This window comes from Nonomuraea turcica, assembly GCF_030718205.1.
Taxonomy (GTDB): Bacteria; Actinomycetota; Actinomycetes; order Streptosporangiales; family Streptosporangiaceae; genus Nonomuraea.
Window position 1 is genome coordinate 236,947 of sequence record NZ_JAUZQF010000009.1, and the last position, 22,671, is coordinate 259,617.

Genomic DNA, 22,671 nt, shown 5'->3' on the forward strand with positions numbered 1-22,671 from the left:
CCGGTCCACGTTGCCGGCCTGGCCCTGACCGGGTCGGCCGGCAGGGGTTGAGCCAGCACCTCGGATGCCGGCCCGGCGAAGACCGCCGGACCGGACAGGGCGGGAGAGTGATCCAGTCCCGGGCAGCGTCCAGGCCGGCCAGGACCTCGCTCCGGGTAAGGAGCGGTGATCGCCGTGGCCGAAGCCGTCAGCGCGGCGGCTTACCGCGCAGCAGCGGATGCGACCGCATCGCCACCTCCAGCTCGCCGGGCAGCTCGTCACGGTAACGCCCCAGCGTCGACAGATCGCTGTGCCCCAGCACCCGCCGCACCGCGTCCATGTCCACCGCATCGGCCAGCAAATGCGTCGCCGTCGTATGCCGCAACCCATGCGGCGTCACCGACCGCCGCCGATCCGCATCCACCCGCGCCTGCACCCGATCGATCACCGCCTGCACGTCGCCCCGCGCCAGCCGCCGCCCCCGCCACGACAACAACAAGGCCTTGTCCTGCACCGCTGGCCGCCCCCGCTCCAGATACACCTGCAGGACCCGCGCCACGTCATCCGGCAACGGCACATCCCGCGTACGCCCGCCCTTGCCGAAGATCCGCCAATAGCGCACCCCGTCGTTGGTGAAGAAGTCCTCCACGTTGGCCCGCACCAGCTCCGACACCCGCGGCCCCACCGTCGACAACAACAACACGATCAGCCCGTCACGCCACTCCGTGCGCTGATCACGCCGTTTGCCCGCCGCCGGCGGCTCCTCCGGCAACGCACGCGCCGCCCCGATCAGCCCCTGCGCCTGCTCCCGCGTCAACGCCCGCCGATGCGGCCGCAACCCGCCCCGTTCCTTGGCCGTCACCGTCGAGGCCGTCATCGGGTTGATCTGCACCCACCCGGCCAGCGTCGCATGCTGGAACAACGCCGAGATCGACCGCCGGAACCGCGCCTGCGACGACGCCGACTGCCCCGAGGCGGACTGTCCCGAGGCCGACTGTCCTGCCGCCGCTTGCCTGGCGGTCCCCTCCGCCTGCGGGTCCCCGCCGGATCCCGGCCCGGACCGGGATCCGGCGCGCCCGCCCGCCGCCGGACCGCCCGCCGACCGCGCACGCGCCGAGCGCCCGTCCGGCTTACGCGCGAACGCCAGCAACACCGCGTCCACGTCCTCGCCCGTCAGATCGTCCAGCACGACCCCGGCACCGGCCAGCTCCACCAGCGTCGCCACATCCCGCGCATAGACCTCCGCCGTTGACGGCGACAGCGCTCCCGTCAACGTCCTGGCCCGCACCAGCTCCACATAACGATCCGCCGCCTCGGCCACCGTCAGCCGCTCGAGCTCCGCAGGCCGCACCCCCGGCCACCCCCTCCGCCTTGCCACCAACCCGGCCACGACGGTAGCGGCCTGCACCGACAAAAACGCCACCCCGGCAAGCAAGCAACCTCACCCCGGTAGGCAGCGTGCTCGGGCAGGCAGCGTGCTCGGGCAGGCAGCGTCCTCGAGTGAGCGGCGTCCTCGGGCAGGCGATGTCCTCGGAGGAGCAGGGTCAGATGTCGCGGAACGTCTCGATCCGCGCCCCCAACGCGTTCAGCCGCTCCGCCAGATCCTCATACCCCCGGTTGATCACATACACGTTCCGCAGCACCGACGTGCCCTCGCCCGCCATCATCGCCAGCAGCACCACCACCGCCGGCCGCAGCGCCGGCGGGCACATCATCTCCGCACTGCGCCACCGCGTCGGCCCCTCCACCAGCACCCGATGCGGATCCAGCAACTTCACCGACGCCCCCAGCCGCGTCAGCTCCGTCAGATAGATCGCCCGGTTGTCATACACCCAGTCGTGGATCAACGTCGACCCCTGTGCCGCCGCCGCGATCGCCGCGAAGAACGGCACATTGTCGATGTTCAGCCCGGGGAACGGCATCGGATGAATCTTGTCGATGGGGGAGACCAGCTTCGACGGCCGCACCGTCAAATCCACCAGCCGGGTACGCCCGTTCGCCGCCGCGTACTCCCGCCCCCGGTCGTGATCGAGCCCCATCTCCTCCAAAACCGCCAGCTCGATCTCCAGGAACTCCACCGGCACCCGGCAGATCGTCAGCTCCGACGACGTCACCACCGCCGCCGCCAGCAGACTCATCGCCTCCACCGGATCCTCAGAGGGGGAGTAGTCCACATCCCGCTCGATCACCGGCTGCCCGTGCACCGTCAGCGTCGTCGTGCCGATCCCTTCGACCCGCACCCCGAGCTGCTCCAGGAAGAAACACAGATCCTGCACCATGTAATTGGACGAGGCGTTGCGGATCACCGTCACCCCGTCATGCCGCGCCGCCGCCAGCAACGCGTTCTCCGTCACCGTGTCACCCCGCTCGGTCAACACGATCGGCCGCGACGGCGACACCCCCCGATCCACCCGCGCGTGATAGAACCCCCCGGTCGCCGTGATGTCCAGCCCGAAATGCTTCAACGCCGACATGTGCGGCTGCACCGTCCGCGTCCCCAGATCGCACCCGCCCGCGTACGGGATCTGGAACCGCTCCGTGCGGTGCATCAGCGGCCCCAGAAACATGATCACGCTCCGGGTACGGCGCGCCGCCTCGGTGTCCATCGCCTCCAGCTCCAGCCTCGCCGGAGGCACGATCTCCAGATCGCTGCCCTCGTTGATCCACCGCGCCCGCACCCCGATCGACGCGAGCACCTCCAGGATCCGGTACACCTCCTCGATCCGCGCCACCTTCCGCAAGATCGTCCGCCCTGAGTTCAGCAGCGACGCGCACAGCAACGCCACGCACGCGTTCTTCGACGTCTTCACATCGATGCTGCCCGACAGCCGGCGCCCGCCCACCACCCGCAGATGCATCGGACCGGCATAACCCAGCGACACGATCTCACTGTCGAGCGCCTCACCGATCCGGGCGATCATCTCAAGACTGATGTTCTGGTTACCGCGCTCGATCCGGTTCACCGCACTCTGCGACGTCGCCAGCGCATCCGCCAGCTGCAGCTGTGTCCAACCCCGATGCTGCCGCGCGTCCCGAATCAGCCGGCCGATCCGCACAAGATAATCATCTGCCACAACAGCAGACCATATCTCACATATGAGATTCACCCGCGACCGCGGGGGCCGACGCGCCGGACAACTCCCGATGACGCGCCAGATGCGCCGGAGTCGCTACCGGCCGCTCCTTGTGCACGAACGCCCGCCGTGCCGCCCGGAACCCGCTGCGGTCGTCGAACATGTCCCGGCTCATCTCCGCCAGCTCCTCAGCCCGGTAGGCATCCAGCGGCTTACGCCGCTCATCAGCCTCCCGCGCCTGCCGGCGCCCCGCCAGCAGCCGATCATACGACGGATCCACCGCCAGCCGCTCGGCATACTCCAGCACCCGCCGCTCGAACTCCAACCGCGACCCGCCCAGCATCCGATCGGCCAGCCCCAGCTCCACCGCCTCCGCCGCCCCAATCGGCAATGCCTCCTGCGTCAACCGCAGCGCCTGCTCGGCCCCCACCCGCCGCGGCAGCACATACGTCCACAACTCACTGCCGAACAACCCCATCGTCCGGTAATGCGGGTTCAGCACCACCGCATCCCGCACCACCACCCGATCGGCGCCCAGCCCCATCATCACCCCGCCGGCACCCGCGTTACCGCCGATCGACGTCACCACCAGCTGCCGCGTACACCCCACGATCTCCCGGCACACCGCGTTGATCGCGTTGATGTTCATCCACGCCTCCAGCTCCGGATGCCGCGCCGCCTCGATCACGTTCAGATGAACGCCGTTGGAGAACACCTCCCCACCCCGCACCACCAGCACCCGCGTATCCTGCGCCGCCGCATACCGCAGCGCCGCCGCCAGCCGCCGGCACTGCTCCGTCGACATCGCCCCGTTGTAGAAGTCGAAACTCACCACCCCCACACCGTCACTGCGGTCATAGGTGATCTCGCTGTACCCCGGCCGCTCCGGCACCCCGGCCACCAGCTCACCCAGCGCCATCGCGGCCGGCAACTTCACCGCGCCCTCCCGCTCCAGCCGCACGTGCCCCACCCACACCGTGCCATCCCCGGTGTGCACGAGCACCGCGCCCTCACGCCGCGCCGCCACCCGCCCCGGCTCCCCGGCCAGCTCCGGACCCCGGTACACGTCGAACACCCGCACCGGCAGATCACACAACACCGCCCGGCCGCCCGGAGACCCATCGGCCGCCCGCACCCGCCGCACGATGTCCTCACCCGGCTCCTCCCAGGCGAACTCCCGGTCGCCATGCCGCATCGCCCGCCGCAACCGCCCCCGGACCTCGGGGGAGCGGTAATCCAGCGGCGCCGGCCGAAACGACGGATCAGCCGCCTTGATCGCCACCTCCGCGACCAGCTCCACCGCCGCATCCGACACCGGCCCGTTGTACAACGCCGACTTGCGCGGCACCCCCGAGGAGTCGCCGGCCGGCATCGCGAACATCCGATACCCCCACAGCGGGCCCGCGTCCATCTCCTCCACCGCCTGCAACGCCGTCACCCCCCACTCCGGCTCGGCCTCGGCGATCGCCCAATCCAGCGACGACGGACCTCGATCCCCGGGCGGCCCCGGATGAATGATCACCGTGCGGACGTTCCGCCACACCCGCGACGGCACCCGCTCCTTCAAGAACGGGCAGATCACCAGATCCGGCTTGGCCAGCTCCACCGCCTCGGCCATCACCTCCTGCGAGACGGCCAGTTCGACGCTCACGTCATGACCGGCCCGGCGCAGCTCCAGCCACGCGCGCTGAGTCAGGCCGTTGAAGGAGGAGCACAGCAGCAAGATACGCAACGCCAGACTTCTTTCCAGGAGAGCGGGGGAGAGGGGCAATGATCACGGGCACGCACACGGGTCTAACCTGCCGCCGCAGGCCGGTCCCACCGGCCCCGGCCATTTACGGCAGTCCCATAAGGCCCATACATGCATCGATGCTGACACGAAAAACACACTGCTGCTGACACTTCACCGCAAAAAGCCCGCCCGATCAGCCCCACTTGACCCGCTTTGCCCAAAAGATCCCCTGAGGAGGGCCGGCATCATCGCCCCACGCGCCCGGCCGCTCCGGGACGATCCGGCAGGCCCGATAGCCGCAGCCGCAGAAACCGATGGCCGATGAGATCGCAGGAGCAAACGGCCCGGCCGGCAAGCGGCGGTGCCGCCCGCCCTGTGGCGAGGGCACCGGTCATGGTGATCAGACGCGGTGCCGGCGGGTGGCGCCAGACCGACCCGGGTCGGGCACGCCCGTCGTCACGGTGCGGCCAGAGCTCGCCAAGGCGATGAAGCACGCTCGCACGATCAAGGCGGCGCCACCGGGGACCCGTGGCCGCCGTTCAGCGTTCCCCACGTCGTCGGGGTTGCCGGGGCCCTGGGTTCGCCTCTCGGTCATGACCGGTGTCCGTCTCCCGGCGTCACCAGTCCGGACTCGTACGCGTGGATCACCAGATGGACCCGCGTGGTGACATCGAGCTTGGTGAGCAGCCTGCTGACGTACGTCTTGACCGTCGCCGCCCCGATGAACAGCCGCTCGGCGATGTCCCCATTGGACAACCCCTGAGCGACGAGTCGCAACACGTCGGCCTCCCTGTCGGTCAGCCCGGGCAGGTCCCGGCCGGCGGCCACGACGGGCGGCGTGACCGCGAACGCCTCGATGAGCCGGCGCGCGATCGACGGCGACAGCAGCGCGTCCCCCTCAGCAGCCACCCGCACCGCCCGCAGCAGCTCGGCCGGCGGCGTGTCCTTCAGCAGGAACCCCACGGCCCCCGCCCGCAACGCCCCGAAGACGTATTCGTCCAGCCCGAACGTCGTCAGCACCACGATCTTCGTCAGTGCGCACGCCGGATCACCGGTGATCCGGCGGGTCGCCTCGATGCCGTCCAGCACCGGCATCCGCACGTCCATCAGCACCACGTCCGGCCGGGTGGCCCGGACCAGCCGAACCGCCTCCTCACCCTGCCCTGCCTCGCCGACGACCTCCAGATCGGGAGTGGCCGCCAGAAGGGCGACAAATCCGGCCCGTACCAGCTCCTGGTCGTCGACCACCGCGACCCGCAGCGACGTCGTCATGGGCTCACCCGTTCCCTGCCGGCGGACAGCGTGGCACGGACGCTGAAGCCGCCGCCCGGCCGCGGCCCCGTCTCCAACGTCCCGTCGAACAGTGCCACGCGTTCCCCCATCCCCACCAGTCCGAACCCGCCCCGGCCCACCGGTGAACCCGGTCCGTCGTCGTCGACCCGAATGTCGATGAGTCCCTCAGCCGCCCGCACGCCGACCGTCACCGCGCTGCCCGGCGCGTGCTTACGGGCATTGGTGAGTGCTTCCTGCACCACCCGGTAGACGGTCAGCCGCAGGCTCTGCGGCGCGTCCGCCACCGACGGGTCGATCTCCAGCGTGATCGGGCCGTGGGAGGCCCGGTGCACCGAGGCCAGCAGCTCCAGCTCCGCCAGCCCCGGCGCCGGCGCGAGGCTGGCCGCCGCCGGGTCCGGCTGCAGCAGGTGCAGCATGCGGCGCAGATCGTCCATGGCGGTATGCGCCGCATCCTCGATGGCCGTGAGCGCAGGCGCCACCCGCTCCGGATGGGAGGTGATGAGGTGCCCGGCGACACCGGACTGGACGGCGATGACCGACAACGTGTGCGAGACCACGTCGTGCAGCTCCCGCGCGATGCGCAGCCGCTCCTCCACGACCGCCCGTTCGGCCTCCCGGGCCTGCCGCCACTCGGCCTCCAGCGCCAGCTCGACCGCGTGGTCCATGGCCAGCCGCCGGTGCCTGGCATACCGGCCGAGCGCCCACACGACGGTGACGGCGGCCACGGTGACCAGGGCGAGCGGATGGTCGAAGTACGGGGCACGCAGCAGGGCCAGCACGCCCATCCCGGCGTAGACCAGGGCCAGGCCCGCCACCGCGACCGGGCGTCGCCGTCCGGTCGCGACCGTGTACAGCGCGATCAGCATGCACAACGGGGTCAGCCCGCCGTTCCAGCCGAGCGCCGCGATCGTGAAGGCCGACACCACCACCACGCCCAGCACGCCCATCGGGAAGCGGCGCCGCAGCGTCAGCGGCAGCCCCGCGCCCAGTGCGAGCAGCACCAGCCACGCGTCGGGCTCGCGGTAGGTGTAGGTGTCGGTCGGGTCCTTCGTGAGCACGCCGGCCACCGCCACCGCGGCCACCCCCAGCCCGAGCAGCAGGTCGAGCAGCCGCTCCCGCCGACCGGGAACGGCAGCGCCATCGTGACGGGGACGGGCCGGCCCGTCCAGTTCGGGGGACGGCACGCGCAGCAGGCCCAGCATGCGCCGCAGATCCTCCAGCGCGGCCCGGCCGGCCTCCTCGATCGCCGACAGCGCCGGCCCCGCCTGATCCGGCCGCTCGCCGGCCAGGTGCCGGGCGACGGCGGACTGCACGGTGATGACCGACAGCGTGTGGGAGACGATGTCGTGCAGGTCGCCGACGATCCGCAACCGTTCGGCGAAGACCGCCTGCTCCACCGCCAGCGCCCGGCTCCGCTCGGCCTCCACCGCCTGCGCCAGCGCCTCCTGCCGGCCGAGCCGCCAGCGGCGCACGGACAACCCCAGCGCCCAGGCCACCACGAAAAACCCGGACTCGGGCACGGTCGCCGCCGACCACAGGTCCGGCGACCGTACCACCATGACCCCGATCGCCGCGGCGTAGGCGGCCACCAGGCACGCAAGCGACACCGGCACGGGACGCCAGGCGGCCACCGCGTACAGGGCGAACAACACGCACACGCCGATCAGCCCCGGATCCAGCCCTTGCCACTCGACGAAGGTGTTGGCCGCGAGCGTGACGGCGTACACGGCCACCGGCCACCGCCTGCGCACCGCGAGCACCAGCCCCGCCGCCAGTGCCGTCACCACCATCGCGGCATCCGGCTCGGGCTGCGGGAAAGCCGACGCCGGATCGAAGGTGAAGACATCGCTGACGGTCAAGGCGGCCAGGGCCAGCGCGAGCAGCAGGTCCAGCAACCGCTCCCGCAGCGGCAGCGCCTCCGCCTGCCGCACGCCCGCCGCCGCCGCACTCATGATCGCAGGGTACGGCCCGGCAGCCCGGCCACGATACCGCCGAGCGGGGGACGCGCCTCCTTCCCCCGCACGACGGTAGGCGCCCCGCAGATCCGCCGCCCGGGGGAACCCCCCGATCAGCCGGCAGGCCGCTGACCGGCACGCCGCAGAAGCGCACTCTGGCTGACGACGCCACCAACCCTCCCGGAGGAAGCCGATGTCCACGACCTCGCACGACCCGCAAGCCCCATCAAGCCGCGTCCTCACCCCCCACTTCGCCGTCATCGCCGGCGGCCTCATCGGCGCGACCGGCGCGGCCGCCTACATCTCCAGCTTCTTCCTGCTGTCCGACCTCAGCGGCCGCGAGGCCGTCCGCAGCCCGCTGTGCGTGACCGCCAACGTGCTGATCACGATCGGCTTCGTCACGCTGGCCCTCGCCCTGCCCGCGCTCACCCGCCCCGCCACGATGCCCCGCTGGGTCACGGTCACCGCGGGTCTGGGCTGCGCGTTCCTCGCCGCGGCCGCGTGGGCGATGGCGACGTTCGGCGCCGACGTCGCCGGCACGGTCACCGACGCCCAGTGGGACAGCCCCGGTCTGCTGGCCCTCGCGGGCCTGATCCCCAAGATGGTGCTCTGCGGGCTCGGCTTCGCCGCGCTCGCCGTCGCCGGCTGGAAAGGCCGCGGCATCTCGCGAGGGGCGTGCGTCCTGCTCATCCTCGCCGCGCTGGCCGCCGTGCTGCTCCCGCCGCACCAGCCCGCCGCCCTCCTCGGCGGCCTGGCCCTGGCCTGGGCCGCCAAGTCCGCCTGATCCCGCCACCTGCACGAGTCCGTACACGACGCAAGGCCGGCATGGTCACCACAGCTGTTCGAGGCGCCCTCACCGTCGCCTTGGCCGCCACCGCCGCCCTCGCCACAGTTTCCGACGGTACGTCCGATGGGGACAGACCTCGCATGGACGACATGTGGGACGTGGCGATCGTGGGAGCGGGACCGGCAGGCTCGGCGGCGGCGCTGCGGGCCACGCAACTACGCCCGGAACTGCGCGTGCTCCTGCTGGACAGAGCCGACTTCCCCCGCGACAAGCCGTGCGGCGACGGCATCGCCGCCCACGGACGCGACGAACTGGCCCTGCTCGGGCTGCCCGCGCTCATCGACGACTACCGGCCCACTCCCCGCCTGACCGTGGTCTCGCCAGGCGGGGTGCGGGTCTCCGCCGAGGCCGCACGACCCAATCACGTGGTGCCGCGCCGGGTGTTCGACGCCCGCCTGGTGGCCGCCGCACAGGCCAGGGGAGTCGAGGTACGCCGCCACCGCGTCAAGGATCTCACCTTCGACGGGTCCGGCGTGGTCATCGACGGGCGGCTGCGCGCCCGTACGGTGGTGGCCGCCGACGGAGCCGGCTCGGTCGTGCGCCGCCTGATCGGCCTGGCCGCCCCCGCCGACAAGCACACCGCCATCGCCGTACGCGGCTACGCCGACGTGCCCGAGGAAGACGATGTCCAGCTCATCGCCATGCAAAAGGCGGGCTGGCCGGCGTACGCGTGGTCGTTCCCCATCGGCGACGGCACCGCGAACGTCGGCTTCGGCATGCTCCTGCCCCGGCTGCGCGCGGCAGGGGCACCCGGACGTCAGGTGCTGCACGGCAGGCTCGCCGAACTGCTGCCCGACCGGCCCGCCCGCGACCTGCGCGCCCACCACCTGCCACTCTCGACCGGCCGGCCGGCGCCCGGAGCCGGCCGCGTCCTGCTCGCCGGCGACGCCGCCGGGCTGATCAACCCGCTCACCGGCGAGGGCATCTACTACGCGCTGCTGTCCGGGCGGCTGGCGGCCGAGGCGGCCGTGGAGTCGCCGGGCGATCCGCTGACCCTGTACCGGGACAAGCTGCGCGGGGCACTCGGACGGCACCTGCACACCACCGACGCGCTGGCCAGACTGGCCCAGTACCCCGGTTTCATCGACGCGGCCATCGAGACCGCCGCGCGCCGCAAAGAGGTGTTCGACCTGCTCGTCGACGTGGGGCTCGGGGCCGGGACCGTGCCAGCGCCGCTCGCGCTGGCCGTGGGGATGCGGTGGCTGCACCGATCCCTGCGCCCCGGGCGGTGAACGGGGCGTGAGGCCATGCGGGTCACGCGGTGAGCGAGGCGCCCCCGGCGACCAGCAGGATCACATCCACGCCCGCCACGGCGACGGCCGTGACGAACGGCACCCGCGCGGACCTGGCGGCCAGCAGCAACCCCATGGCCGCCAGAGCCGAGGCGGCGGCCACGGCCAGCCAGCCCGCCACGCCGGCGGCGGCACCTGCGGGCCCGAAAACGAGCAGGCACGTGGCGGCCAGCAGCGGCACCGGCACCAGGAGCCGCACGCGGGCCGCGCCCATGCGCTGCGGCCAGCCGCGCACACCGCTGTCCAGGTCGCCCGCGATATCCGGCAGCACGTTGGCCAGGTGCGCGCCCACACCGAGCAGCGCGGCCGCCGCGACCGCCCACCACGCCGGCCACAGCTCACCAGGCAGGCCCAGCGTCACGAAGGCCGGCAGCACACCGAACCCCACGGCGTACGGCGCCCACGACAGGACAGTCGCCTTCAGCCCGACGTCGTACCCCCAGGCCGCCAGCACCCCCACGAGGTGCAGCCCGCCCGCCCACCAGCCGGAGGCCAGCGACAACGGCACACAGCAGGCCAGGGCCACAACAGCGGCGATCCAGACGGCACGCACGCTCACCGCGCCACTCGCGACAGGCTTGCCCGCCCGCCCGGCCGCCGCGTCCCGCCCGGCGTCGATCGCGTCATTGCACCAGCCGATCGACAACTGCCCCGCCAGCACGGCCGCACCCGCCAGCACACACCCGCCCACGTCGCGCCCCGAAGCCACGGCCAGCGCGGTGACCAGAGCCGTCACGGCCGCGGTCGGGCCGGGATGGCACGCGCGCACCAGCCCGGCGGCCAGCCGCCCCGGCCCCACCACGGCGGCGGCCCCGGGGCCGGGGTCAGGGTCGGTCACACAGTGATCGTAGACCGGGCGATCGCCGCCGAGAATTCCCACGCCCCACGCGTGGCTTAAATGACCATGTAGACGGGAAAGTGCGGGGAGCGAGAGTTGTCGGCAGCCGAGGGAGAACTGCATGACCCGTATCGCCGCAGTCCGTTGCGCCTTCCCTCCCCACCGATACCCACAAGCCGACCTCACCGACATGGCCGCCCGCCTCTGCCTGCCCGACAACGCCGACCGGCGCCTCCTCGACCGCCTGCACCGCAACGCCCAGGTGGACTACCGCAACCTCGCCCTGCCCATCGACCAGTACCACAAGCTCAACGGCTTCGGCGCAGCCAACGACGCCTTCATCTCCGTCGCCGAAGAACTGGGACTCCAGAGTGTGAAGGCCGCCCTGGACGCCGCCGCACTGAAACCGACCGACGTCGACATGATCATGTTCACGTCCGTGACCGGCATCGCCGCACCCTCCGTCGACGCCCGCCTGGCGGCGGCACTCGGCCTGCGGCCCGACGTCAAACGAATCCCCATCTTCGGCCTGGGCTGCGTCGCCGGAGCGGCGGGCATCGCCAGAATCCACGACTACCTCCACGGCTGGCCCGACCACGTGGCCGTGCTGCTATCGGTGGAGTTATGCTCACTCACCCTCCAGCGAGGCGACTCCTCACCCGCGAACCTCGTCGCCAGCGCCCTGTTCGGCGACGGCGCCGCCGCCGTCGTGGCCTGCGGCAGCGCACGCCGAGCAGCCGGTCCCACCGTCGTGGCCACCCGCAGCCACCTGTATCCAGGCTCCGAGCACCTCATGGGATGGCAGGTCGGCGACACCGGATTCCGGGTGATGCTGGACGCAAGCGTCCCGGCACTCGTCCGGCGGCACCTGGCCCACGACGTGCACCACTTCCTGGCCGACCACGGCGTGACAGCCGGCGACGTGACGGCCTGGGTATGCCATCCCGGCGGGCCGAAAGTGCTCCAAGCCGTATCCGACGAGCTCAGCCTGCCCGCGCACGCACTCGACATCACCTGGCGCTCCCTGGCGGCCCACGGCAACCTGTCCTCCTCCTCAGTCCTGCACGTGCTCGCCGACACCCTCACCACCCGGCCACCCGAACCGGGAACCTGGGGACTGATCATCGCCATGGGGCCCGGCTTCTGCTCGGAACTCGTCCTGATCCGCTGGTGACCGACTCATGACCTGGTATCTGCTGCTCATCGTGCTGGTCGGCCTGGAACGCGTGGCCGAACTGGTCCTCGCCCGCCGCAACGCCGCATGGAGCATGGCCCGCGGCGGCGTCGTGACCGGCCAGGGCCACTATCCGTGGATGGTGGCCCTGCACACCGGGCTGCTCGTCTGCGCGCCGCTGGAGGTGGCGCTGGGGGAGCGGCCCTTCCTTCCCGTCATCGGCTGGCCCATGCTCGCCCTCGTCGTGGCGGCCCAGGCCTTGCGGTGGTGGTGCATCACCACGCTCGGGCCGCGCTGGAACACGCAGGTGATCGTGGTGCCCGGCCTGCCGCTGGTGACGCGCGGCCCCTACCGGTTCCGGTGGCTGCGGCATCCCAATTACGTGGCGGTGGCGGCAGAAGGGCTCGCGCTGCCGCTGGTGCACACGGCCTGGGTGACCGCGCTGGCGTTCACCGTGCTCAACGCCGCGCTGATGGTGGTGCGGATCCGATGTGAGAACGCGGCTCTCACCCTCGCCTCGGGGCGGTGACGGCGTGATCGACGTGCTCGTCGCCGGCGGCGGCCCGGCCGGGCTGGCGACAGCCGTACACGCGGCCCTGGCCGGGATGGAGGCGGTCATCGTCGAACCCCGCGCCTGCCCCGTGGACAAAGCGTGCGGCGAGGGCATCATGCCCGGCGGGGTGACGGCACTCGAGGCGATGGGAGTGCAGATCGAAGGACGCACGTTCCGCGGCATCCACTACCTCGACGGCCGCCGAGACGTGCGAGCCACCTTCTCCACCGCTCCCGGACTAGGCGTACGCCGCACGCAGCTCCATGCCGCACTCGCCCGCCGAGCCGCCGAACTGGGCGTCAAGACCATCACCGGCAAGATCACCCACGTCGAGCAGAACCAAGACGGCGTACAGGCCGCAGGGCTGCGAGCCCGCTGGCTGGTGGCCGCCGACGGACTGCACTCCCCGCTGCGCCGCTCCCTCGGCCTCGACCTCCCCGCACGCGGACCCCGCAGATACGGCCAGCGCCGGCACTACAGGATCGAACCATGGACCGACTTCGTCGAGGTCCACTGGTCCAGCGCCGGCGAAGCATACGTCACCCCCGTCGCCGAGGACCTGATCGGCGTCGCCATACTCAGCTCGGCGCGGCGCGGCTACGACGAGCACCTGTGCGGCTTCCCCGCCCTGAACCGCCGCCTGCGCGGCCCCGCCGTCACCCCCGTGCGCGGCGCAGGCCCGCTACGCCAGGCCGTGCGCACCCGCCGCGCCCGCCGCGTCCTGCTCGTCGGGGACGCCGCCGGCTACGTGGACGCGCTCACCGGCGAGGGCGTCTCCCTGGCCGTACGCTCGGCCGAACTGCTGGTCAGGTGCCTGGCCGAGGACCGGCCCGAGGACTACGACGGCGCGTGGCTGCGGCTGTCTCGCACGCACCGGCTGCTGACGGGCGCGCTGGTGCAGGCCACGCGCCGCCCCGGCACGGCCCGGCTGGTGGTGCCCGCCGCCCGCCGCCTGCCCGGCCTGTTCACTGGCATCGTCAGGAGCCTCGCCTGACACTTTTCGTGGGGGAGGGGTGAGCCCTTGCCGCAGCACACCTGTCGCGGCAGGAGACCCGATGATGAGCGAGACCGTTCACGACGCCCTCGTACGTTTCCCGATCCCGCACGGCGATGCCGTTCATCACGGACCATAACCTTGCGGACGGACCTCTCAAAGAGGGCAGCAAGTTACATATGTGCGATACCAAACAGAATCCGCGTTCTGTCTGGTATCGCACTAAATGTCCATCATCGAGTGAACTCACCGCGCGAGGGCGCAGCACATCCGCGGCCCGGGCCGCGGGGAAGCAGGCCTGCGACGGGGCGTCCCGTGACCGTCACAGGCGGTTGACGAAGCGCGCGGCGGCGCTCTGGCTCATGCCGGTTTCGCCGCGCACCAGGAAGACGGCTTCCTGGATCTGGCCGAGGGCTTTGAGCTCGCGGGCCTGATCGACCAGATCGACGCTGGGGTTGGGGCGGTTGCGGGGCCGCTGGGTCAGGCGTGCGGCGACGATGATGAGCCAGATCGCGGTTGCGGTGATGACGGCCGTGAGCGCGATGATGCTCGGGGTCGCGATCTCCAGGGGTGACATGGGGCTGCGTCTTCCCGCGGTTCGGGGGTTTATGCGGCGGTTCGTTCGTTGCTTGATAATGGACATTATGTCAAGTAGACGCGGTCGGCGCCGGACGGGGCTTCCCTGGGAGGATGAGGGTGCAGCGTCTGATGGGACAGTTGTTTCCGTCACACCCGGGCGCCCGGATCCGAGGCCCGACGGAAGGCGGCGCGGGGCGGGATCGGCGTGCTGAGCGGCGCTTTCGCCGCATGCGCCGCCACCGCGCCGCCACTGCCGGGGCCGGTCGGCTGGTCTGACGGCGGGTTTGACCTTGTGTTGATTCGCTGTCCTTCGCACCGGTTGTGGACTTAAGGTGGAGCTTCTGCTATCCGCGCCGCGAGAGGAGCAGCACGTGGGGAGCCAGTCGGTATTGTGCCCGGTGTGTCAAGGGGTTGTGCCCGCTTCGGGTAAGGAGTCGTATACGGCACTGAGGGGCCGTCTGATCGTGACCAATGGGTACTGCCCCGGCGGGTGTGCCGAGCGGCGTGCGGAGACGGCTGAGCAGACGCGGCAGGTGGCGCGTCCGGAGCCGGTGCCCGGTGCGGAGGCTGCGCCGATGCGGCCGGCCGTGGCCGGTGGGCGGCCTGGTGGTGCGCCGTTGCGGGTGGTGCGCTGAGCCCTTGATGTGCTGAAACCGCTGGTGTGTAAGACCGCTGGTGTACTGAGCCGCTCCCCCGGTGCCGGGCCTGGTCAGGCGTGGCCGTCGGTGGTGTGCCAGTAGTCGCGGGTTTCCAGCGCGAGCCCGTCGGGGTCGAAGCGGGCGAAGACGCAGCCGGCCAGGGTGGTGGGGCGGCCGTTGTCGCGGGCGTGGACGCGGAATTCGATCGCGGCCCGGTCTCCGTCGACGAGGGGGATGGCGAAAGTGACGGTGGGTTCGCTTTCGCCGGTGAAGGACCAGGCGATGTAGTCGGCGATGGCCTGTTTGCCGTGGTGCGGGGGCCGGAACGGCATGCTGGTGTGCACGGCGTCGTCGTGGTAGAGGGCGGTGATGGCGGCGACGTCGTGGTGGGTCCAGGCGTGCTGCCAGGTGTCGGCGAAACGCTGGGCGGCCGCTCGGGTGTCCATACCGGTCATTGTGGCCGATGCGCGTGATGCGGTGCCCCGTTTTCAGCCGGTGTAGGGGCGGACGGCGGTGACGGCCGTAACGGGCAGGGGCCCGTACAGGTGGGGGTAGCCGTTTTCGGTGCGGACGTCGAGGCCGGTGGGGTCGATGTCGAGGATGAGCAGCGGTGCGGTGACGTGGCGGTAGTGGGCGGTGTGCACGTCGCGCAGCTGGGCCAGGTCGCGGCTGCAGTGGATGAAGCCTTCTTGCTCGAGGGTGCGGCCGAGGGTGGAGACGCGGTACTCCCCCGCGGGCTGGGCGGCGTGCCAGTCGGCGGCCAGGGCGAGGTGGTGGAGGGTCATGTGGCCTGTGCGGTCCATTCGGTGTCGAGGATGGCGTAGATGGCTTCGCTGGCCCATTCGCCTTTGACGTATTCGTTGTCGATGAGGGTGGCTTCGCGGCGCATGCGGAGTTTTTCCAGGACGCGGGCGGAGGCGGTGTTGCGCGCGTCGAGGCGGCCGGTGATGCGGTGCAGGCCGAGGCCGGTGAAGCCGAGGTGGAGCATGGCGCAGGCGGCTTCTGCGGCGTAGCCGTGGCCGTGGTGGTCGGGGTGGAGGATGTAGCCGATCTCGCCTTGGCGGTGCTGCTTGCTGGTCCAGATGAGCAGGACCGAGCCGATGACGTCGCCGGTGCGGGGCAGGGTGACGGCCAGGTCGAGGGCGTCGCCTTCCTCGCGCACAGCGGTGCGGGTGATCTTCTTGTCGAGGAAGGTGCGGGAGCTGTCGCGGTCGCGGGGCTCCCAGTAGAGGTAGCGGGCGACGTCGGGGCGGGATTCGTAGGCGTGGACGGCGTCGAGGTCGGCTGGGGTGAAGGGCCGCAGGAGGAGGCGTTCGGTGGTGATCGGGTAGCGGGGCTGGAACACGCAGGCAGTGTAGGGAGGGGTCATCGGGGGTGCAAGGCGTTTTCGATGGTGAGGGTGAGCAGGGTGCCGGCGTCGTCGAGGGGGCGTTGTCCGACGACGTGTTCGAGCCAGAGGGTCGAGAGGGTGGTGTAGACGAGGCGGACGCGGGGGTCGGTGCCGGGCAGGTGGAGGGCGTCGGCGATGAGGTGGATGCAGCCGTCGCTCCAGCGGCGGGCGATCTGCTGGAGGACGGGGTCGCGGCCGGCGTGGACGTACAGCTCCCACAGGCCGAGCTGGCGGGTGCGGTCGGCGGCGGCGACCTGGGCGGGCAGGCCGAGGAGGCCGTGGTCGGCGATCCAGGCGCGGGTGGTGTCCAGTTCGGTGGTGACGAGCTGGGCGAAGGCTTCGGCCAGGAGCTGGTCGCGTGAGGCGAAGTAGTAGGTGGTGGCGGCCAGGGGCAGGTGGGCGCGTTCGGCGACGGCGCGGTGGGTGACGGCGGCGAATCCGCCGTCGGTGAGCAGGTCGACGGCAGCGGCCAGGAGAGCGGCGCGGCGGCGGCGGCCGCGGGCCTGGCCGGTGGCGTGGTGGGATGCGGGGCCGGGGTGGTCGGGCTGCGGGTTCAATGGCCACCTGCGAGGTTGAGGACGACGACGCCACCGATGATGAGCAGGATACCGCCGATCTTGAGGGGGGTGAGGGCCTCACCCATGAAGGCGGCGCCGATGAGGGCGATGGCGGCGGTGCCCGCGCCTGACCAGACGGCGTAGGCGGTGCCCATGTCGAGGTGGAGTTTGAGTACGTGGGCCAGGAGGGTGAAGGAGGTGATGTAGCCGGCGGCGACGAGGAGGGTCCAGCCGAGGTGGGCGAAGCCGTTGCTGAGTTTGAGTGCGGAGGTGGCCAGGACTTCGGTGGCGATGGCGAGGGCGAGCAGGAGCCAGGCCATGGGTGTCCCCCAGACTGAAAGTGGTACGAGTGTGCCAGTTTATCGCGGCCTTGGGCGCCGGGTGGGCAGCGGGTGGGCCGGCGCCGGTGCATCAGCACCCTTGGGGCGCGTGGTGAGCCGAACTGCTTGAAAACGCAGTCGAATACGTGTTCCACTGGAGGGTGTGGCTTGGGACGCGCTTTCGCTTGTTGACGCCGCCGACGATCGTCCGCTGATCGAGCGGCGCGCGGTGGTGCGCGGTGATTTCCTGGAGATGCAGGCCCGCACGATGATCGAGCGGGTGCCGCACGTCGCGGGCATCGCGCAGCGGTGGGCGGTCTCCCCCTACCGTGGATGCGCCCATGCCTGCCGCGGCTGTGGCGCCCGCGCGGGGCATCGCCGGCTGGGTTTGGACGCGGGGCGGGATTTCGAGACGCGGATCGTGGTGAAGCCGAACGCGGTGACGCGGTTGCGGGCGGATCTGGCGCGCTGGGGCGGTGAGGAGCTGGCGGCCGGGGTCAGCGGTGACTGTTATCAGGCGGCGGAGGAGACCTACCGGTTGATGCCGGGGGTGATCGGGGCGCTGGCCGAGGCGGGGGTGCCGTTCACCGTCTACACCAAGGGGCCCCTGGTGTTGCGTGACGCCGATCTGCTGGCGCAGGCGGGGGCGCAGGTGGCGGTGTCGATCGCGTTCGTGGACGAGCGGATCCGGCGGGCGGTGGAGCCGGGCGCGCCGACGGCGCAGGCCCGGCTGGAGCTGGTGTCGGCGCTGGTGGAGGCCGGGGTGGCGTGCCGGGTGCTGATGGCGCCGGTCTTGCCGCTGCTGAGTGACGCGGCCGATCAGCTGGCGGCGACGGTGCGGCGGATCGCGGGGACGGGGGCGCGGGCGGTGGAGCCGGTGGTGCTCAGGCTGCCGCCGGGCACGCGTGGGTGGTATCTGGAGTGGCTGGGGCAGGCGCATCCGCAGCTGGTGGCCCGTTACGAGGAGTTGTACGACCGGTCGGGGTTGCCCTCGGCCGATTACGAGCAGCGCATCACGGGGCAGATCGCCCAGTTGTGCCGGGTGTACGGGATGGGGTGCGGTCCGGTGGTGGCGCAGCGGCGTGAGCCGCTGGTGGCGCAGCTGGCGCTGGTGTAGATCCCTCGAGCCCGGACGTTGCGGGGGGCGGATCACCCGTGTGCCCGCCGCTCCCCCGGGTTGTCAGGTGGGTGCGGGGGTGGAGCGGGTGGCGAGCTGGTCGAGGGACACGCCGAGCACGTCGGCCAGCGCCGCGATGGTGAAGAACGCGGGGGTGGCGATCCGGCCGGTTTCGATCTTGCGGAGCGTCTCGGCGGACATGCTGGCGGCGGCGGCGACCTCGACGATGCTGCGCTCGCCCCGGGCTTGGCGCAGCAGGTGGCCGAGGTGCTCGCCGCGCAGGCGTTCCTCGGGGGTGAGTGGAGGTCGTACCATGCTCTCAGTCTACACCCCAGGGATATCAATACCGGTATTGTTATCGTGTAGAGGCCGCCGAGCACGCCGGCGCCGATCATGAGGTGCGGTTCGTCGACCAGGCCGCCGGCCGGCGGGTCGTTCCAGAGCACGTGGCCGCCGAACATGAGGATGTCGCCCTGGCCGGGGCCGCTGTTGAGCTCGTTGGTCGCCGTGTGGGCCTTGAGGCGACGATGCGGGTGTTGTGCCACGGCGCGGTCTTGCTCGGGGTGAGGGCGCCGGACACGGCGACCTTGTCGATGCAGCACGCAGTCGCGCGGCGGTGTAGTCGTCGAACGCCTCCTCGAACGGCAGCGCCATGACGTCGCCGCCGGGTCCTTCGCCGTGGCCGTTCGAGCGAGACGATGGTGCACCCGATGAGCCGGCGCAGGTCCGGGTCTTCCCTTCGGCGTGGGAGAGACGGCGCCGGGGGCGGATCATCGCTCTCGCCGGGGTTTTTGCGCGGTCGGGCTACGTACGTACCGCATCTAGGTACCCATATGGGGATTTGTCCCGTATCGGCTGCTTCGGGGCGGTGCGCATGCTGGACACATGCTCACGCAACCGGGGGAAAGGATCAGCGTGGAGACCATGTGCGAGCCGCACTTCACTCAAGGCGACCTGTCGCGGGAAAAACCCGCGTGGCGTCTGCCCTCCTGGAACGGCCTGCTGGCCGTAGGACATGACCTGGCGCTGCGCGCCGGATGGGCCGGACAGGAGCGCACCGTCACCTGGACGCTGTCGGCCCGGCCTTCGGCCGTGCGCACCGCGCGCCGCCTGAGCGCCGCCCGGCTGTCGGCCTGGCAGCTGGCCGAGCCCACCACTGGGCCCGCCGCTGTGCCCGCCGCTGAAACCGCCACGGGGACCGCGGTGCAGCTGGTCGAGCGGCTCGTCGCCGACGCCCTCGCCCGCGGCGCCGAGAAGATCAAGCTGACGTTGTCGGCCGAGGACGGCCTGCTGCGCTGCGAGGTCGACGAGCAGCGCGCCTCCCACGCCGTCGTCCGGCCCTCCCGCGCCGCCTGCGCCGACCTGGACCGGCTGGCGTGCTGCTGGGGCGCCGCCGGCGCCGTCGTCTGGTTCGAGCTGCGCCTGACGCCGCAGCACTGACCGTTGAAAGGGAGTCACCCGCACCGTGCGCAGAATTCAGATCCGCACCACCAAGAAACCCCGTATCCGGCTCGGCCTGGACCTGCGGACCCCGTCAGGGCGGGCACTGCCGTACTGATCGGCAGCCGGCCCGGGCCACAAGCACGCCCGATGGCCGGTTCCGGCCCCCTATGCTGCCACCAGGCCGGAACCGGTGCCTGATCACGACGCCGCGTCGTCGTCGGCGCGGGCCTGCTCGCCCACCCATACCGCGATCTGGGCGCGGGAGCTGAACCCGAGCTTGGTCAGGATGTGCTCGATGTGGCCCTCCGCGGTCCGCTGGGCGATCACCAGGGAGGCCGCGATCTCCTTGTTCGTCATCCCCTGCGCCACCAGCTGAGCGATCTCCCGCTCGCGGCGCGTCAGCGGCGCCTGCTCCCCCTTGGCCTCCGGCGCCTCCTTGGCCTCCGCGCCGCCGGGCTTGTCCTCGGCCAGCGCGTACGCCACCGCCTCCTCATACGGCAGCCGGGCGCCCCGCCGCACCGCCGCCGCGAAAGCCCCCTCCCCCAGCGCCTGACGCGTACGCGCCCGGCACTCGTCGTGGTAACCGGCCAGATGCCCGTACCCCGACAGCGGCGCCCCGACCAGGCTCCACACGCTCTCCAGCACGCCCAGCAGCCGCGCGGCCCGCTCGAACAGGCCCTGCGTGGCGGCGATCCAGGCCAGCACCTCGATCGTGATCCCCACACCCAGCTGGTCGCCGAGCGACCGGTTGAACGCCAGGCTCTGGCGCTCCAGTTCGGTGGCGCGCGGCAGGTCCCCCTGACGCCACACCTCCACCCCCAGCGCCATCATCGTGTACGCCTTGTGCCAGCCCTCCCCATGGGCCTCGCACACCGCCAGGGCCTGCTCGGCCGTGGCGATGGCCGCCTGCGACTGGCCCAGGAACGAGCGGGCCAGCGACAGCCGGATGAGCGACAGGGCCAGCCCGACCGGGTCGCCGGTGGCGCGATGGCGGTGCAGGGCCCGCTCGTAGCAGCCGATCGCGTCCCGGGGGCGCTCCTGGCACATGGCGACCATGCCGGAGAACAGCTCGGCGTACCCCAGCAGCGCCTCGTCATTCAGGCGCTCGCCGATGCGCCGGCACTCCTCCAGCATGGCCTGCGCGGCCGGCAGGTCGGCCTGGATGACGGCCAGCCAGCCGCCGGCCCACAACGCGCGGCCGCGTACGTCGTCAGGTGAGGAAACGGTGGCCAGTCCCCGCTCCAGCCAGGCCCGTCCCTCACCTAGGTAATAACTGGTGATCCAGTGATACAGCAGATCGGCGGCCATGCTCAGCCCGGTCGTGGCATCGGCCGGCGTCGTCAGCCAGCCGTCCAGGGCGCTGCGCAGGTTGGCGTGCTCCAGCTGCAGCCGGGTGAACCAGGCCACCTGCTCCGGCCCGAACACCTCCGCACGGGCACGGCCGGCCAGGTCGCGATAATAAGCGCGATGCCGCCGCCGCAGCCGCGTCTCCTCGCCGCGCTCGCGCAACCGCTCGTGGCCGTACTGGCGCAGTGTCTCCAGCATCCGGTAGCGGACGCCGCCCGGATGGTCTTCTCGAATCAGGACGGACTTGTCCACCAGGCCGATCACCAGGTCGAGGACGTCCTCGCGGTCGATGCCGCTCCCGCAGCAGACCGTCTCGGCCCCCTCCAGGTCCAGGCTCCCGGCGAACACCGAGGCTCGATGCCATAGCAGCCGTTCCTCCTCCGAACATAGGGCGTGACTCCAGTCGATCAGGGCGCGCAGCGTCTGGTGGCGCGGCAGCACCGCCCGCGACCCGCCGGTCAGCAGCCGGAACCGGTCGTCCAGCCGCTCCAGCAGCTGCTTGGCCGACAGGGCGCGCAGCCGCACGGCGGCCAGCTCGATGCCCAGGGGCAGGCCGTCCAGGCGGCGGATGATGCCGGAGACGATGTCGCGGTTGTCGTCGGTGACGGCGAACGAGGGCACCACGGCACGGGCCCGCTCGGTGAACAGCTGCACCGCGTCCGTCTGCGTCAGCGTCTCCAGCGGCGTGTTGCCGTTGCCGTTGGGCAGCGGCAGCGGCGCCACCGGCACCGCGTGCTCGCTGGCGATGCCGAGCACGTGCCGGCTGGTGGCCAGGATGCGCAGCTCGGGTGCGGCGCGCAGCAGGGTGTCGGCCAGCACGGCGCACTCGCCCACGACGTGCTCGCAGTTGTCCAGGATCATCAGGGCCTGCTTGTCGCGCAGGTGGTCGGTCAGGACCCGCATCGGCGGCGTGGTGCTGTGGTCGAGGATCTCCAGTGCCTCGGCCACGGCCCGGGTCAGCATGTCCGGCTTCTCCAGCGCGGCCAGTTCCACCAGCCACACACCGTCGCGGAAGGCGCGCCGCACCTCGTGGGCGACGCGCAGCGCCAGGCGTGTCTTGCCGACCCCGCCGACGCCGGTCAGCGTGACCGCCCGCGAGACGGACAGCAGCTGCCGGACCTCGGCCACCTCCTGCCGACGTCCCACGAAACTCGTCACCTCGGCCGGGAGGCTGCCGCTGTGCTGCCCCCGGGAGGCGCTGTTCGTCACCGTTGTCATGGCGCCTTTCACGACGCGGCCTGGCGGGTCACCATGGCGCCGTGACCCCGTCGTCGCCCCCAGGTTATGTCCCGGCCGTTTTCCGGGGCAGTTCACGCTAAAAACCCACAGGAAGTTTTTGCCTCCCATGGGCATGCCGCGACCCCGCCTTGACCAGCCTCCGCAGGGCGCGCGGCACGGATCGCGAGGGAGGATCCGTGCCGCGCGCGTGCGCCCGGTGCGCGGCGCACCGGGCCGCCCTGTGCGCGTGAGCAGGGGAACCTCACGCGTCCAGAGCCGCGGGCGCCGAAAGCGCCGTGGAGGACAACGTCCAGGACGCCAGCGGCGCCCC

Annotated in this window: 21 protein-coding genes and 1 pseudogene; 8 read left to right on the forward strand and 14 right to left on the reverse strand. The window is 71.6% G+C overall.

All coding sequences use genetic code 11. The features are described from left to right. Positions 1–187 precede the first annotated feature (187 nt). The 5 genes from Q9G87_RS24355 to Q9G87_RS24375 all read right to left on the reverse strand — a co-directional run bounded on the left by Q9G87_RS24355 (position 188) and on the right by Q9G87_RS24375 (position 8,030). Positions 188–1,330: a tyrosine-type recombinase/integrase gene (locus Q9G87_RS24355; protein ID WP_305918760.1), complete on the reverse strand. Its 1,143-nt coding sequence runs from the start codon at positions 1,328–1,330 to the stop codon at positions 188–190. Between the two features lie 193 nt (positions 1,331–1,523). Next, the gene (locus tag Q9G87_RS24360; RefSeq protein ID WP_305918761.1) at positions 1,524–3,053 is read right to left on the reverse strand and encodes a helix-turn-helix domain-containing protein; all 1,530 of its coding nucleotides are present in this window, start codon (positions 3,051–3,053) and stop codon (positions 1,524–1,526) included. 16 nt (positions 3,054–3,069) lie between these two features. Next, entirely contained in the window at positions 3,070–4,785 is a 1,716-nt protein-coding gene (locus tag Q9G87_RS24365; RefSeq protein WP_305918762.1) for an enoyl-CoA hydratase-related protein, read from the reverse strand. A gap of 591 nt (positions 4,786–5,376) precedes the next feature. Next, positions 5,377–6,057 carry a response regulator gene (locus tag Q9G87_RS24370; RefSeq protein WP_305918763.1) on the reverse strand — a complete coding sequence of 227 codons (681 nt, stop codon included), beginning with the start codon at positions 6,055–6,057 and terminating at the stop codon, positions 5,377–5,379. Further along, entirely contained in the window at positions 6,054–8,030 is a 1,977-nt protein-coding gene (locus Q9G87_RS24375) for a sensor histidine kinase (protein WP_305918764.1), read from the reverse strand. Before Q9G87_RS24375 ends, Q9G87_RS24370 begins: the two co-directional genes overlap by 4 nt. A 196-nt stretch (positions 8,031–8,226) precedes the next feature. Between Q9G87_RS24375 and Q9G87_RS24380 the strand changes: the two genes are divergently transcribed. Then, on the forward strand, positions 8,227–8,817 hold the full coding sequence (locus tag Q9G87_RS24380; protein WP_305918765.1) for a hypothetical protein: 591 nt from the start codon (positions 8,227–8,229) through the stop codon (positions 8,815–8,817). Between the two features lie 143 nt (positions 8,818–8,960). Continuing rightward, on the forward strand, positions 8,961–10,112 hold the full coding sequence (locus tag Q9G87_RS24385; RefSeq protein ID WP_305918766.1) for an NAD(P)/FAD-dependent oxidoreductase: 1,152 nt from the start codon (positions 8,961–8,963) through the stop codon (positions 10,110–10,112). Between the two features lie 22 nt (positions 10,113–10,134). Here the strand turns inward: Q9G87_RS24385 and Q9G87_RS24390 are convergent, their stop codons facing one another. Next, complete coding sequence (locus tag Q9G87_RS24390) at positions 10,135–11,010, reverse strand: UbiA family prenyltransferase (protein ID WP_305918767.1); 876 nt, start codon at positions 11,008–11,010, stop codon at positions 10,135–10,137. 112 nt (positions 11,011–11,122) lie between these two features. On the opposite strand from Q9G87_RS24390, the pseudogene Q9G87_RS24395 reads away from it, so the two are divergent. From Q9G87_RS24395 to Q9G87_RS24410, 4 genes and pseudogenes are all read left to right on the forward strand, one after another. Further along, positions 11,123–11,716 (forward strand): annotated as a pseudogene (locus Q9G87_RS24395) (type III polyketide synthase); the annotation flags it as partial. Positions 11,717–11,761: 45 nt separating this feature from the next. Further along, on the forward strand, positions 11,762–12,184 hold the full coding sequence (locus tag Q9G87_RS24400) for a 3-oxoacyl-[acyl-carrier-protein] synthase III C-terminal domain-containing protein (protein WP_305918930.1): 423 nt from the start codon (positions 11,762–11,764) through the stop codon (positions 12,182–12,184). 7 nt (positions 12,185–12,191) lie between these two features. After that, on the forward strand, positions 12,192–12,713 hold the full coding sequence (locus Q9G87_RS24405; protein ID WP_305918768.1) for an isoprenylcysteine carboxyl methyltransferase family protein: 522 nt from the start codon (positions 12,192–12,194) through the stop codon (positions 12,711–12,713). 4 nt (positions 12,714–12,717) lie between these two features. Further along, complete coding sequence (locus Q9G87_RS24410) at positions 12,718–13,731, forward strand: NAD(P)/FAD-dependent oxidoreductase (protein ID WP_305918769.1); 1,014 nt, start codon at positions 12,718–12,720, stop codon at positions 13,729–13,731. Between the two features lie 322 nt (positions 13,732–14,053). Here the strand turns inward: Q9G87_RS24410 and Q9G87_RS24415 are convergent, their stop codons facing one another. From Q9G87_RS24415 to Q9G87_RS24440, 6 genes are all read right to left on the reverse strand, one after another. Next, positions 14,054–14,374, reverse strand: coding sequence for a hypothetical protein (locus tag Q9G87_RS24415; protein WP_305918770.1), 321 nt, complete (start codon positions 14,372–14,374; stop codon positions 14,054–14,056). Positions 14,375–15,019: 645 nt separating this feature from the next. Next, a complete protein-coding gene (locus Q9G87_RS24420; protein WP_305918771.1) occupies positions 15,020–15,394 on the reverse strand; it encodes a nuclear transport factor 2 family protein in 375 nt (124 codons plus the stop codon). 42 nt (positions 15,395–15,436) lie between these two features. Next, a complete protein-coding gene (locus tag Q9G87_RS24425; RefSeq protein ID WP_305918772.1) occupies positions 15,437–15,733 on the reverse strand; it encodes a DUF952 domain-containing protein in 297 nt (98 codons plus the stop codon). Continuing rightward, positions 15,730–16,293: a GNAT family N-acetyltransferase gene (locus Q9G87_RS24430; protein WP_305918773.1), complete on the reverse strand. Its 564-nt coding sequence runs from the start codon at positions 16,291–16,293 to the stop codon at positions 15,730–15,732. Before Q9G87_RS24430 ends, Q9G87_RS24425 begins: the two co-directional genes overlap by 4 nt. Positions 16,294–16,313: 20 nt before the next feature. After that, entirely contained in the window at positions 16,314–16,895 is a 582-nt protein-coding gene (locus Q9G87_RS24435) for a TetR/AcrR family transcriptional regulator (protein ID WP_305918774.1), read from the reverse strand. Continuing rightward, entirely contained in the window at positions 16,892–17,215 is a 324-nt protein-coding gene (locus Q9G87_RS24440) for a DMT family transporter (protein WP_305918775.1), read from the reverse strand. The genes Q9G87_RS24435 and Q9G87_RS24440 overlap by 4 nt, the downstream gene beginning before the upstream one ends. Before the next feature lie 163 nt (positions 17,216–17,378). Between Q9G87_RS24440 and Q9G87_RS24445 the strand changes: the two genes are divergently transcribed. Beyond that, a complete protein-coding gene (locus Q9G87_RS24445; RefSeq protein WP_305918776.1) occupies positions 17,379–18,332 on the forward strand; it encodes a radical SAM protein in 954 nt (317 codons plus the stop codon). 63 nt (positions 18,333–18,395) lie between these two features. On the opposite strand, the gene Q9G87_RS24450 is transcribed toward Q9G87_RS24445, so the two are convergent. Continuing rightward, positions 18,396–18,647, reverse strand: a complete 252-nt coding sequence (locus Q9G87_RS24450; protein WP_305918777.1) for a helix-turn-helix domain-containing protein — start codon at positions 18,645–18,647, stop codon at positions 18,396–18,398. 570 nt (positions 18,648–19,217) lie between these two features. Between Q9G87_RS24450 and Q9G87_RS24455 the strand changes: the two genes are divergently transcribed. Beyond that, positions 19,218–19,772: a hypothetical protein gene (locus Q9G87_RS24455; protein ID WP_305918778.1), complete on the forward strand. Its 555-nt coding sequence runs from the start codon at positions 19,218–19,220 to the stop codon at positions 19,770–19,772. 201 nt (positions 19,773–19,973) lie between these two features. Here Q9G87_RS24455 and Q9G87_RS24460 read toward each other — a convergent pair whose 3' ends face one another. Further along, the gene (locus Q9G87_RS24460; RefSeq protein ID WP_305918779.1) at positions 19,974–22,340 is read right to left on the reverse strand and encodes an ATP-binding protein; all 2,367 of its coding nucleotides are present in this window, start codon (positions 22,338–22,340) and stop codon (positions 19,974–19,976) included. Positions 22,341–22,671 lie beyond the last annotated feature (331 nt).